Annotated in this window: 8 protein-coding genes and 2 tRNA genes; 7 read left to right on the forward strand and 3 right to left on the reverse strand. The window is 37.8% G+C overall.

Annotated features, from left to right (window positions below):
• The first annotated feature begins 106 nt into the window (after positions 1-106).
• From dusB to Q0R51_RS05395, 3 genes are all read left to right on the forward strand, one after another.
• Positions 107-1,147, forward strand: a complete 1,041-nt coding sequence (gene dusB / locus Q0R51_RS05385) for a tRNA dihydrouridine synthase DusB (protein ID WP_232352227.1) — start codon at positions 107-109, stop codon at positions 1,145-1,147.
• On the forward strand, positions 1,148-2,692 hold the full coding sequence (gene lysS, locus Q0R51_RS05390) for a lysine--tRNA ligase (protein WP_103752357.1): 1,545 nt from the start codon (positions 1,148-1,150) through the stop codon (positions 2,690-2,692).
• Between the two features lie 121 nt (positions 2,693-2,813).
• The gene (locus Q0R51_RS05395; RefSeq protein ID WP_103752358.1) at positions 2,814-3,371 is read left to right on the forward strand and encodes a histidine phosphatase family protein; all 558 of its coding nucleotides are present in this window, start codon (positions 2,814-2,816) and stop codon (positions 3,369-3,371) included.
• Positions 3,372-3,407: 36 nt separating this feature from the next.
• Here Q0R51_RS05395 and Q0R51_RS05400 read toward each other — a convergent pair whose 3' ends face one another.
• Entirely contained in the window at positions 3,408-4,223 is an 816-nt protein-coding gene (locus tag Q0R51_RS05400; protein WP_198202722.1) for a DUF2785 domain-containing protein, read from the reverse strand.
• 229 nt (positions 4,224-4,452) lie between these two features.
• Here Q0R51_RS05400 and Q0R51_RS05405 point away from each other — a divergent pair.
• Together Q0R51_RS05405 and Q0R51_RS05410 are read left to right on the forward strand one after the other, a co-directional pair.
• Positions 4,453-4,524: transfer RNA gene (locus Q0R51_RS05405), tRNA-Gly, on the forward strand.
• A gap of 43 nt (positions 4,525-4,567) precedes the next feature.
• Positions 4,568-4,641, forward strand: a tRNA-Pro gene (locus Q0R51_RS05410).
• A gap of 707 nt (positions 4,642-5,348) precedes the next feature.
• Here Q0R51_RS05410 and Q0R51_RS05415 read toward each other — a convergent pair.
• Together Q0R51_RS05415 and Q0R51_RS05420 are read right to left on the reverse strand one after the other, a co-directional pair.
• A complete protein-coding gene (locus Q0R51_RS05415; RefSeq protein ID WP_156962767.1) occupies positions 5,349-5,513 on the reverse strand; it encodes a hypothetical protein in 165 nt (54 codons plus the stop codon).
• Positions 5,514-5,561: 48 nt separating this feature from the next.
• Positions 5,562-6,293, reverse strand: coding sequence for a type II toxin-antitoxin system death-on-curing family toxin (locus Q0R51_RS05420; RefSeq protein ID WP_198202721.1), 732 nt, complete (start codon positions 6,291-6,293; stop codon positions 5,562-5,564).
• A gap of 711 nt (positions 6,294-7,004) precedes the next feature.
• Between Q0R51_RS05420 and Q0R51_RS05425 the strand changes: the two genes are divergently transcribed.
• Both Q0R51_RS05425 and rpoB read left to right on the forward strand, forming a co-directional pair.
• Positions 7,005-9,500 (forward strand): ATP-dependent Clp protease ATP-binding subunit, encoded by a 2,496-nt coding sequence (locus Q0R51_RS05425; RefSeq protein WP_198202770.1) that lies wholly within the window; start codon positions 7,005-7,007, stop codon positions 9,498-9,500.
• Positions 9,501-9,710: 210 nt separating this feature from the next.
• Positions 9,711-13,349, forward strand: coding sequence for a DNA-directed RNA polymerase subunit beta (rpoB, locus tag Q0R51_RS05430; protein ID WP_294757205.1), 3,639 nt, complete (start codon positions 9,711-9,713; stop codon positions 13,347-13,349).
• Positions 13,350-13,362: the final 13 nt, after the last annotated feature.

Consider the following 13,362-nt stretch of genomic DNA (forward strand, 5'->3'; position numbering starts at 1 on the left):
AAGATTGATATAGATATCAAGGGTTAACTTTTTGTTACGAAAAGTACCATGAATTTTGCTTATAGAATCCTTTTTGTTATGATGTTAAAGTATTTGAAAGGATGATTTGGTGAATAATAGCTGGAAAATTCGCGAAATAACCATCCCAAACCGGGTTGTTGTAGCGCCGATGGCCGGAGTATCGAATTCGGCTTTTCGGATGATTTGTAAGAAATTCGGTGCCGGCTTGGTTGTGTGCGAGATGATTTCTGATCATGGAATCATTTATCGTAATAAAAAGACAATGTCGATGATGCAGGTTGATCCGCGTGAACACCCAATGAGTATTCAAATTTTTGGTGGTACAGAGGAAACACTGCTTGAAGCGGCACAATATATTGATCAACACACGGCGGCTGATATTATTGATATTAATATGGGGTGTCCGGTGCCAAAAATTACTAAGACCGATGCAGGGTCGAAGTGGCTTTTGGATGCTAACAAAATTTATCAAATGGTGCACGCCGTAGTCCAAAATGTTTCTAAGCCCGTTTCCGTTAAAATGCGGATTGGTTGGGATCGTAAGCATATTTTTGCGGTTGAAAATGCCTTGGCTGCCCAAGAAGCGGGTGCCAGTATGATTGCGATGCACGGCAGAACGCGGAAACAAATGTATGCCGGTGAAGCAGACTGGGAGACGCTTCATGAGGTAGCTCAAGTACTTGACGTGCCATTTGTTGCTAACGGCGACATTACAACACCTGAACTTGCTAAAAAGGCCTTAGATGAAATTGGCTGTACCGCCGTCATGATTGGCCGCGCTGCTTTAGGTAATCCGTGGATTGTCAAAGATATGGTGCATTATTTAGACACTGGTGAAAAGCTCGCACCTCAGACGGTTCGTGAGCGGGTAGCAACTGCTAAACACCAGTTGAAGGGCCTAGTAGATCTTAAAGGTGAAAAAATTGCTGTCCCAGAGTTTAGGCAACAAGCAGCATATTATTTGAAGGGAATTCCCCGTTCAGCCCGTACTCGTGCTAAAATAAATGAAGTTTGGACGGCACAAGAGGTTTATGACTTACTTGACAATTTTGTTGAGGACTACGAAACAAGGCAAGCACAAAAGGCTGCTAGAAGCGAAAATAGAAAGATAATGGAGGAAAAGTAATTGGCTAAAAGTGAAATGAACGACCAATTAATCGTTCGCCGCCAAAAAATGGAAGAATTACGCGAAAATGGGATTGAGCCATTTGGCATGAGAAAATTTGATCGGCAAGATTTGGCTCGAACTTTAAATGAAAAATACGCACAAGATGATAAGGATGAGTTAAATAGCGAGCTCCCTAAGACCAAAGTTGCTGGCAGAATGTTGGCAAAAAGAGGTAAGGGTAAAGTTGGTTTTGCTGATCTTTATGACAGAACTGGTAAGATTCAGATTTACGTTCGTAAAGATATCGTCGGTGAAGAAAACTACCAGATTTTCAAAAAATCTGATATTGGTGACTTCTTAGGTATCGATGGCGAAGTGATGAAGACCGATACTGGTGAATTAACCATTCGGGCTTTGCACGTAACTTTCTTATCTAAAGCTTTACGGCCTTTGCCAGATAAATACCATGGTTTGAAAGATGTTGAACAAATCTACCGTCAACGTTATTTGGACTTAATTACTAATCACGAAAGTTATGAACGTTTTGTTAACCGGACTAAGATTATTCAAGCAATCCGTGATTTCTTGAATGGTAAGGACTTCTTGGAAGTTGAAACGCCAGTTTTACACAATATCCCTGGTGGTGCTGAAGCTCGGCCATTTATTACTCACCACAATGCTCTTGATATTGACTTATACATGAGAATAGCACTTGAATTACCTCTTAAGCGCTTGATTGTCGGTGATATGGAACGGGTTTACGAAATTGGTCGTGTGTTCAGAAATGAAGGTCTAGATACTCACCATAACCCAGAATTTACTGAACTGGAAACCTATGCCGCATACTGGGACTTCCACGATGTGATGGATGAAGCAGAAGGCATTATTCGGGCAGCTGCTAACGTTGTTACGGATGATGGTAAGGTAACTTACCAGGGTACCGAAATTGATCTTGGCAAGCCATTCCGTCGTGTTCACATGGTTGATTTGATTAAAGAAAAAACCGGCGTTGATTTCTGGAAAGAAATGAGCGTTGAGGAAGCAACTAAGATTGCTGAAGATCATGATATCAAGGTGGAAAGCTTTTGGAAGGTTGGTCACATTATTAACGCTTTCTTTGAAAAATACTGTGAAGAAACAATTGTTGACCCAACCTTTGTCTATGGTCACCCAGTTGAAATTTCACCACTGGCTAAAAAGAATGCTGATGATCCTCGGTTTACTGATCGCTTTGAAATCTATATCATGGGTGAAGAATACGGTAATGCCTTTTCTGAATTGAATGACCCAGATGATCAACGTGAACGGTTTGAAGCACAAATGGCAGAGCGTGAAGCCGGTAACGATGAAGCTGATATGATTGATGAAGATTACTTGCGGGCAATGGAATACGGAATGCCGCCTACAGGTGGTCTCGGCATCGGTATTGACCGTTTGGTAATGCTTTTAACTGATGCACCAGCAATTAGGGATGTTTTACTCTTCCCAACAATGCGTCCTGAAAGAATTGAAGACATCGAACGCGAAGTTGAAGAAGACATGAAAAAGAAAAAAGATAATTAACATAATATGTCTGTAAAAAGCAAGACTTTAATTTTAATGGTTTGCTTTTTTGTAACCAATTAATAGTAATGGCTGTAAGTCACTTTTTAACATTAAATCTAACTGAAAGAGAAAAGTTTAAATGACTATTGTATATTTTGTTCGGCATGCCGAACCAGACTTAAGTAATCACAACGACTTAACCAGGCCGTTATCCAAAAAAGGGTTGGCTGATTGCCAAAAATTAGTAGAATATTTTAGCAATCAAAACATAAGTGCCATTTATTCCAGCCCATATAAACGCGCGGTTGAGACTATTCAGCCCGTTGCCAAACAAAAAAAGTTAAAAGTTAAGCGAATTGAAGCTTTTAGAGAAAGAAAAGTCGGTGATAGCTGGATTTCTAACTTCCATGAATTTTGTGAATCCCAATGGGCTAATTTCGATTATAAATTGCCTAAAGGCGAATCTTTACGACAAACGCAACAAAGAAATATTAAGGCCTTGGAATTTGTCATTAAGAATCACGAAAAACAGCGAGTAATTATTGCCGGTCATGGCAACGCTATTGGCACGGTCATTAATTATTTTGACCCTACCTTTGACTACTTAAAGTTTAAGGCCATTCAGCCAATTATGCCTTTTATTGTTAAATTTTCGTTTGCAGATGAGTTTAAACAATATCGGATAATTAAATTGTGATAAGTTGGCTAAAAAGACCAGAAAAAGGTTGTTTGATCAATAGCCCATTTCGGTATAGTATTTCGTGATTTTTTCCTTTAAAATAACCTGTAAATCTTTGGTAGCATCAAAGAAGAAGTACCAGTTTTGTAAAAGGCGTAACCAAGTACTTAATTTACGCCATGACAGCAAATCGTCTTTTTGCAATTCCTGATATCGCGCTACGTCGCTTTGATTAATAAGTTCAATGAAGCTGCTAAGGGCAATTTTGTCAGTTTTAACACCTTGGTAAAAGGCAAAAGCAAGGCGCTGCTCCTCATCATCGACAAAGGGCGCGTCCATCTTTTTAAAAATTGTCGGGATTATTTGCATAACCCTGCTTTGCTCCTGTTTCAAAAACTTAGGATGGCTTAAAGCTGCCCCCAGAAAGTCACTACCGTGGGCAATGCTATGGGCCCAGCCTTTGCCTTCAACATAGCCGCGATAATCTTTTTCACGCAGGAGGTAGTCAATGCTCCATGCAAAAAGCTGCTTTCGTTGCTCGTTCGTCAAAATTTCCGTTTCCTGATCTGTTTCGAGTATGACGGAGCCTAATAAGGCACTGAATGATCTTAAAAAAACATTGTCATTTTGTGGTTTAGCAATATCTTTAAAGAGCTTCTTTTCTGTTATAAATGTATTAATAATAGTTTGTTCTTGCTCATGAGTAAATGCGCGTTCTAAAAAGCCGCGGGCAAATAAAGTATAGACAAGATCATCGCGAATAACTGGATCTAAGTTACCGATATTGCCCAGCAACAATTGCACTTGATTATCCGTAAATTTTAATTCGCCTTCGGGGCATCTGACTAATTTTTCTAGGCTATGTTTCATTTTTAATCACCAACCTTAATACAGAATTTTTCATTAATTATATATCTTGATCAATTATCAGAGCTATAGGTGGGAGGTAATTATTACTAAAAGATCGTAGAAGTTCAAAGTTTTTTCCTTTGCTGACTCCCAAAAACGCTAGGTTTGATGTGCCAGTTGCAATTTCGTGAATTTTTTTGTCAAAAAGGGTTGCAAATCAGATAGGGTTTGCTATAATAATATTTGTCTTGCGGAAGTAGTTCAGTGGTAGAACATCACCTTGCCATGGTGGGGGTCGCGGGTTCGAATCCCGTCTTCCGCTCTAAAAAATAAAAACTCACCGCGCGGTGAGTTTTTTTGTTAATCGGGAAATAGCTCAGCTTGGTAGAGCGCTACGTTCGGGACGTAGAGGTCGCAGGTTCGAATCCTGTTTTCCCGATAAAGAAGATTTTGCCTTTATATCAGATGGCTTAAACGCTGGTATAAAGGCATTTTTGTTTTTTTAAATTTTCTGAAACTAGCTCAAAATGAGCTAAAAAACTTCATATTAGACTTCATATTTTTAAGCAGACGTGCAAGTGGGCTAATCTTAGATATTTAGCTAATAGAATAGTTTCATAGTAAAAGGCGTTGATACATCGGTAATTTAGAGGGATGATAAGTCCTTTGAAAGTTGTTCAGAAAATCAAAAAAGAGTTTTAATTGGAGTCTATATACTTGATAAACTCAATCGTGATATAAGTGGAGAATATTGGTTATAAACAATTATGCTATTACTATTTAAAGCACACAGCGATTGATGAGTTTATTGGCAATTTTACTAGAGCTCAAAAAAGTATGAATCTTAACCCTTCATTTAAGTTACTAAAATAAGCTGCAATACTATTCTGTGTACTACAATTTTTTTTTAAGCCTTTACTTTAGACTAAATTTGCTTTAAGGAAAAACGTTTTGGTTTTTTAAGGTTTTCATTTTCAACAGAACATTCCCCCAATAGCTGAAACGGGTTTTTGCTGCATTGCTACTCCTAATTGAACTCATCACAAAACTTTTGTTGTTTTACATTCAGTTTATGTTTCATATCATTTCATTATCTATCGATTTTTGTGCATAAAAATAGCCGAGTTATTAACTCGACTATATTATTTAAGTTTTACTCAACCTTTTTAAAACTCGTATTAAAGGTTTATTATTCTGAATCTGATTATTTCTATATTCATGTATAAGTTGTTCTTCTTGTTTACTTCTAGGCCTAGATGATTTTCTGATTTGTTCTTCAGAAGGAGAAATTAATCTAAATTTATTTTCCATGATGTTATCCTCCTACCTTCCTAATTCTACAAACTACCACAATTAAATTCAACTGTCTATTATTTTAAACTGTGGAACGTAAGTTATAAGGTAATTAAGCATATCAAAATCTACTATAACATGGTCCTTAATAAATAATTTGACGTTTTCTTCCGAATACTCATCATTAGCAATTTTAAGTGAAACGTTATAGAGCTGTTTTTCTAAGTCCGTTTTTGGCCCTAAATTAAAGATCAAAAAATTATTTTGCAAAAAGTCTACAGTTGCTAATAAAGCTGTTCTTTTGTTCCCATTGCTAAATGCCTGGTATCTGGCGATTGTATACCATAGACTAGCAGCTTTAGTGATTATTGTTGGTAGACGATTTTCTCCGAAAACAATTGAATTCTCAACTCTGTATAATAAGTTTTCAATTATGCCAGGCTCTTTTAAATAATAGTCACCGCTATATGATTCTTCATTAAAAATTTCTTGAGATTTAAAGTTTAGTTCACAAGTTCGTTTTACTGTTAAATAACTTATCGGCTGAGCTATAGCCAGTAACCTCTTTAAACCATTTAAAGTTGGAATTTCCATAATTGATGTACCATCTTCATTTGGCACTATCTTATTCCTATTGCTTTCGGTAGGTATTGGTTTCCACTTTTCTTTGGTAAGTAGTCCCTCACCAATTATTTCAGCAAATTCATTTAATTGCATTGTATTATCTTTTGCGTTGGGATCAAAAGGAAAAATTACAAGTCCATCATATTCTTGGTTTTTATAGTGAAATCTTTGCATACTGTTTCTCATATAAAAATTATATTATGTTCAAATTTTATCATTATCTTTAGGAAGCGTATTGGCATTATAACTTCTTCTGTTTAGTTCTCGAGTATAAATTCTTGTCACTAACCATTTAGAATACTCAAAGCAATAATATAAAAAAACAGTTATAAAAGCTAGTTTAAGGAAATAAATATATTGAATTTTATTAGGTGAAAACAATACATTTATTTTTAGATTAGGGCAACATTTGTTAGCATAACCAGCTGTAATCAATTATTTTATAGTTTTTTAACTTAATGGTTAGTATTCTTCAATGTACGAAATATCTTATACTTCTGGAAAGGCTAAAATCGACTTCATATGTCGAAATTATTGCTATAATCGTTGATATAAAGGTATTTTAAAAACTGAGTACAATATCTGTTTTCCCGATAATATATAGATTTATTCTCATGCTGGTAATTTATTTTTGCTAGTATGAGAATTTTTAGTTTTTTGGAAGTTATAACAGCCCACTAAGATTTTTGCACAAGTATTCTGTTGAAAAATTTATTTCTAATTTAAATAATAAAGAAGGATTGGGTCGCACGAAGTGCTTGTCTTTGATATAATGATTGCAAAGTTTTTTGACATGACACTTATATTTAGCCTCAAACAGAATATTTTACAAATTCTCAAAAAGGTTTATAGTGTATACACGTCATTTTTAAAGGTGGTGCTATGATGAAAAAATCTTATACGACTAGTGCAAATCAAGTATTAGAAATTGCACGAGAGCAAGCACAGAATTTTCATCATCGTTTGATTGGTACTGAACACATACTACTTGCGATGGTAATTGAATCTGATGGTGAAGCCGGCAAAAATTTGCGGGCTTGGGGTGCAACACCGAAAGCGATTCGTGAAGAAATTGAACGTTATACAGGCTATGGCTCAGCTGGCAAAACCAGTTACATGCAGATGTCACCACGCCTCAGCATGGTTTTGGCATATGCTGGCACTTTAGCTGAACGAGAAGGTTCTGCTAAAATTAAAACCTGCCATATTTTATTAGGAATGGTCCTCAATGAGCAGATATTGGCTTCTGTGATTTTGCGTAATTTAAACATTGATCTTGATGGTTTGCGTAATGACATCCTGCACAGTTTAGGTGAAGATGAACAAGATATGGATGAAAATGATCAAGAGGATAGCAGTTGGTCAGGTTTTAATGGCTCTGAAGAAAGCACCAGTAGAAATTCCAGCACACCAACTCTTGATCAGGTTTCAGTCAACCTCAACGAGAGGGCTGAAAATGGTGAAATAGATCCAGTCATTGGGCGTGATCGTGAAGTAGCACGAGTGATTGAAATTTTATCTCGGCGTAATAAAAATAATCCTGTGTTGATTGGTGAACCAGGTGTAGGCAAGACGGCAGTGGCAGAAGCCATTGCAAGCGCCATTGTTGCTAAAAAAGTACCGCACGATTTATTAAAGAAGCAAGTGGTCTCACTGGATTTAGGTGGACTTGTTGCTGGTACAAAATATCGTGGTGAATTTGAAGACCGGATGAAAAAAATCATCAAGGAAATTACTGAGAATGGCAATATTATTCTCTTTGTTGATGAAATGCACACTCTCATTGGAGCTGGAGGCGCTGAAGGCTCGATTGATGCTGCGAATATTTTAAAACCATCTCTAGCTCGAGGTGATATTCAAATGATTGGTGCTACCACTTTTGATGAATATCAAAAATATGTTGAAAAAGACCAGGCTTTAGCTCGTCGGTTCCAAATCGTGAGGTTAAATGAACCTTCTCGTGCTGAAACTTTAGCAATTTTGAATGGCTTAAAACCAAAATACGAAAAATTTCATCATGTAAAAATATCTAATTCTGCTTTAGAAAATGCAATTGATCTTTCTAGCCGCTATATTTCTGAGCGTTATTTACCAGATAAGGCAATTGATTTAATTGATGAGGCAAGTGCTGCAGTTAAAATTAAGTCAGGTAAAGGTTCTAACAATCAGTTATTACAACTTAATGATCAAATCGAGAAAGTCATTGGCGAAAAGAATCATGCTGCAGTTAACCAGAATTTTGCTAAAGCTGCACAACTCCAGGAAAGACAAAATAGTTTGCAAAGAAGACAAGATGAATTAACAACAAAGCTTGATGAATCAACTAGTAAAGGTGCTATAGTTCAACCTGAAGATGTTGCTAAAGTAGTTTCTAATTGGACCGGTGTTCCCGTTACCCAAATGAATCGGGATGAAACTAAACACTTAGCCAATTTGGAAAAAGACTTACATAAGCGCATTATTGGTCAGGACAAAGCAGTTTCTGCTGTCAGCAGGGCGGTCAGGCGAAGTCGCAGCGGCATTAAAGATGAAAATCGACCAATTGGTTCATTCCTATTTTTAGGTCCGACAGGGGTCGGTAAAACTGAACTAGCAAAAGCAATCGCTGCAGCAATTTTTGGCTCTGAGAACAACTTGATTAGAATTGACATGTCTGAATATATGGATCAAATAGCTAATAGTAAATTGATTGGTTCTGCTCCGGGCTATGTTGGCTATGATGAGGGCGGGCAGCTAACTGAACAGGTTCGCCGCCATCCATATTCAGTAGTATTATTGGATGAAGTTGAAAAAGCTCACCCTGATGTATTCAACTTGTTGCTACAGGTTTTGGAAGATGGCTTTTTAACCGATTCCAAGGGCCGTAAAGTAGACTTTAAAAATACTATTATTATCATGACTTCCAATTTGGGTTCCCGTTCATTATTTGAGACGCAGGCTCTAGGATTTAATGCTGATAATACTAGTCAAACCAAGCTGCGGCAAGATCGCGTTCGTCAAGCACTTAAAGAGTTCTTCAGACCTGAATTTTTAAACAGGATTGATGAAACTATTATTTTTGACGAACTTGATCAAAAGCAATTACGTCAAATAGTTACGCTTTTAACTCGTAAATTGATTGACCGCTTGCATAAACAAGGAGTTCAACTGAAAATTTCCACAGCTGCTTTGGATAAGATTGCAAAAGATGGTTATAATCCTGAAATGGGAGCAAGACCGCTGCGCCGTGCAATTCAGAAGGATATTGAAGATAAGATTGCTTCAATGCTGATTAAAGGTGACCTTAAGAATGGTGATATTCTTAAAGTTGGGTGCAGTCATAATCACTTAAAATTTGATGTTTTGAAACAAAAAGATAATAATTTAGTCGGCGCAAAGTGAATTAATTGACACACGAATTTTATTTTGTTATAGTAGTGCGTGATTAAAAAGCTGATTTTCAGGATTTTGCTGATCTATTGTCCAGCAAAATAATAATAGACAAAAACGACAAAGGTTGTTTTTGTCTTTTTTATGCATAAATTTCCGGCTTTTTGAAATTGTAATCAAAATGTAATATTAGCTTTCTCTGACAGAAAGGGTGTTTTCTCCTTGTTAAATGGACACGTAGTGAATTTTGGCAAACATCGGACAAGGCGCAGTTTTTCCCGCATTAAAGAAGTGCTGGATCTGCCTAACTTGACAGATGTGCAAACCGAATCATACCAATGGTTTTTGGATGAGGGTATTAAAGACGTTTTTGATGATATTATGCCAATTAGTGACTTTTCAGGTAAGCTTTCCCTGGAATATTTGGGCTATAAACTGCAAAAACCAAAATATACCGTTGATGAAGCACGTGATCATGATGCAACTTATGCTGCACCAATGCACGTTACTTTAAAACTGACCAATCAAAAAACCGGTGAGATTAAGACTCAAGATGTTTTCTTTGGTGATTTACCATTAATGACTGAATCTGGCTCATTTATTATTAATGGTGCTGAAAGGGTCATCGTTTCTCAATTAGTTAGATCACCAAGTGTTTATTATTCTGGTGATTATGACAAGAATGGTCGGCAAATTTTTGGTACTACTGTGATACCAAACCGTGGTGCCTGGCTTGAGTATGAAACTGATGCTAAGAATGTTTCTTACGTTCGCGTTGATCGTACTCGTAAATTGCCACTAACTGTTTTAATCAGGGCACTGGGAATTAGTTCGGATGACGAGATTTTAGACCTCTTTGGTCAGAGTGATACGCTACAATTCACTTTGGATAAAGATGTCCATAAGAATCCGGCTGATTCTCGTGTAGCTGAAGCGTTAAAAGATATTTATGAGCGCCTGCGCCCTGGTGAGCCCAAGACCACTGACTCTTCACGTTCACTTCTTTATGCACGCTTCTTTGACCCACGTCGCTATGATTTAGCACCCGTTGGTCGATATAAAGTTAATAAGAAGTTATCTTTAAAGAGTCGCTTGTATGGTCAAACTCTGGCAGAAACTTTGGCAGACCCTGATACAGGTGAAATTATCGTTAAAAAGGGTACAGTTGTGACCCATGAAGTGATGGATACTCTAGAAAAGTATCTTGATCGCGATGACTTTAAGATGGTTACTTATCAACCATCCAAAGAGGGCGTTTTACCTGATCCAATTAATGTTCAAGAGATAAAAGTTTACTCCAAGGTAAATCCTGAACGTGTTGTTAAATTAATTTCTAACGGTCATATTGATAAAAAAGTTAAGTATTTAACTCCAGCTGACGTGGTTGCTTCTATTAATTATTTCTTCTTGTTGCAAGATGAAATTGGTAACACTGATGATATTGATCACTTAGGTAACCGTCGTATTCGTCGTGTTGGTGAATTGTTGCAAAACCAGTTTAGAATTGGTTTGGCCCGGATGGAACGTGTTGTTAGAGAAAGAATGTCAATTCAAGACCCTTCAACTGTGACGCCGCAACAATTAATTAATATCAGGCCAATTGTGGCAAGTATTAAAGAGTTCTTTGGTTCATCACAACTGTCACAGTTTATGGACCAGCACAACCCGCTGGGTGAATTAACCCATAAGCGCCGTATGTCTGCTTTGGGGCCTGGTGGTTTAACACGTGATCGTGCTGGATACGAGGTGCGGGATGTTCACTATACTCAATATGGTCGTTTGTGCCCAATTGAGACTCCTGAAGGTCCTAACATTGGTTTGATTAACTCTCTTGCTACATACGCAGTTATTAATAAATATGGCTTTATTGAAACGCCATATCGTCGGGTTTCCTGGACCACACACAAGGTAACTAATAAAATTGATTACCTTACCGCTGATGTTGAGGATAACTACATTATCGCTGGTGCCAATACTCCACTTAATCCGGATGGTTCATTTAAAGATGATCTTGTTTTAGCACGTCATAAGGAAGATAACGTCGAAGTTAGTCCAGATAAAATTGACTACATGGATGTTATTCCTAAACAAGTTGTTTCTGTTGCTTCAGCATGTATTCCGTTTTTGGAAAATGATGACTCTAACCGTGCTTTAATGGGCGCTAACCAGCAAAGACAAGCTGCACCTTTAATTAATCCTCACAGCTGTCTTGTTGGTACTGGAATGGAATATCGTGCAGCACATGATTCCGGTGCAGCAGTTTTGGCTAAAGCCGCTGGTACAGTTGAATATGTCGATGCCAACACTATCAGAGTAAGACGTGCTGACAGTACACTGGATAAGTACACTCTGGAAAAATATCGTCGTTCAAACAACTCGAAATCATACAATCAGACTCCTAACGTTAAGTTAGGCGACAAAGTTGTAAAGGGTGAAGTAATTGCCAATGGACCAACAATGGATCATGGCGAATTGGCTTTGGGTCAAAACCCAGTTATCGCTTTTATGACTTGGAACATGTATAACTACGAAGATGCCATCATGCTTTCTGAACGTCTGGTAAAAGATGATGTTTATACTTCAATCAGTATTGAAGATTATGAATCAGAAGCCCGTGACACTAAACTTGGCCCTGAAGAGATTACACGTGAATTGCCAAACGTTGGTGAGGATGCACTTAAGGATCTCGATGGTCAAGGTATTGTCCGTGTAGGTGCTGAAGTTCATGACGGAGACATTTTGGTAGGAAAAGTTACGCCTAAGGGTGTTACTGAACTATCAGCTGAAGAAAGACTGCTGCATGCCATTTTTGGTGAAAAAGCTCGTGAAGTGCGTGATACCTCATTACGTGTTCCTCACGGTGGTGGCGGTATTGTCCGTGATGTTAAAGTTTATACTAGAGAAAATGGTGATGAACTATCTCCTGGTGTTAATACTTTAGTCCGGGTCTACATTGCACAAAAGAGAAAGATTCAAGTCGGCGATAAAATGTCTGGTCGTCACGGTAACAAGGGTACTGTTGCCGCAGTTGTACCAGAAGAAGATATGCCATATTTACCAGATGGTACTCCAGTTGATATTTGTTTAAACCCAATGGGTGTTCCTTCACGTATGAATATTGGTCAGCTTTTGGAATTACACCTTGGTCGTGCTGCAGATAACTTGGGTATTCATGTTGCTACACCAGTATTTGATGGAGCAAGTGAAGACGATGTTTGGGATACTGTTCATAAGGCCGGCATTGATAAAGATGGTAAAACAGTTCTTTATGATGGCCGTACCGGTGAGCCTTTCCACAACCGGGTTTCTGTTGGTATCATGCACTATCTGAAGTTGACCCACATGGTTGACGACAAGATTCACGCACGTTCAATTGGGCCTTACTCATTAGTAACGCAACAACCTCTTGGTGGTAAAGCACAGTTTGGTGGACAGCGTTTTGGTGAAATGGAAGTTTGGGCTCTGGAAGCTTATGGTGCAGCATATACTTTGCAGGAAATTTTGACTTATAAATCAGATGATGTTGTTGGCCGTGTCAAAGCTTATGAAGCTATTGTCAAGGGTGAAAGAATTCCAAAACCAGGTGTTCCTGAATCATTCCGTGTCCTAGTTAAAGAATTGCAATCTTTAGGATTGGATATTCGCGTTCTTGACATGAATCATAAAGAAATCGAATTGCGTGATATGGATGATGATTCAAATGAGCATTTGAACATTGATACTCTTTCAAAGATGGCTGAAGAGCAACAAAAGAAGAAGTTGGCCGCAGAAACTGCAGATTCTGAAGATAATGAAGAAGCAGCAGAGGAATTGGATGCCCCTGTAGATCAGTCTGACGATGATAATAAGATTTCTCAATAAGTAGGAGGTTAAA

Source organism: uncultured Lactobacillus sp. (assembly GCF_946477725.1).
Classification (GTDB): Bacteria; Bacillota; Bacilli; order Lactobacillales; family Lactobacillaceae; genus Lactobacillus.